1 pseudogene is annotated in these 365 nt (G+C 36.2%); it reads right to left on the reverse strand.

What is annotated here, in order from left to right:
- Nucleotides 1–365: pseudogene (locus COE25_RS31180) on the reverse strand (RNA-guided endonuclease InsQ/TnpB family protein); the annotation flags it as partial.

Raw genomic sequence — 365 nt, forward strand, 5'->3', positions numbered from 1 at the left:
TTTTCTGATCGTTTGATCTCTTTTTCATCTTCACTTTTAAAAACGACTTCCATTACATACCGGCCATAAGTCGGGACAATCCGCACTTGTTGTAGTTTACCATCTATATGTGCGATTTTCCCCAGTTTTAATGTTAGAGGAGTACCTGGTAATGAAAGCACATTTCCATTTCTAATTTTGGTAATTTGATTGGTTAAATAAGAAGTCGTACGTCCATTCTTCGGTTTATACTTAGGCATCTTTGGCTTTCCTGAAAAGCTAGTAGGCATGGTTTTATATTTCTTAGAGGCTTCGAAGAAACTTTTCCAATCATCATATACCTTTTTCATGATTTGTTGATTGGACTGAGAGGGCATAGAAAGGTA

This window comes from Bacillus sp. AFS031507, assembly GCF_002584635.1.
GTDB lineage: Bacteria > Bacillota > Bacilli > Bacillales > Cytobacillaceae > Neobacillus.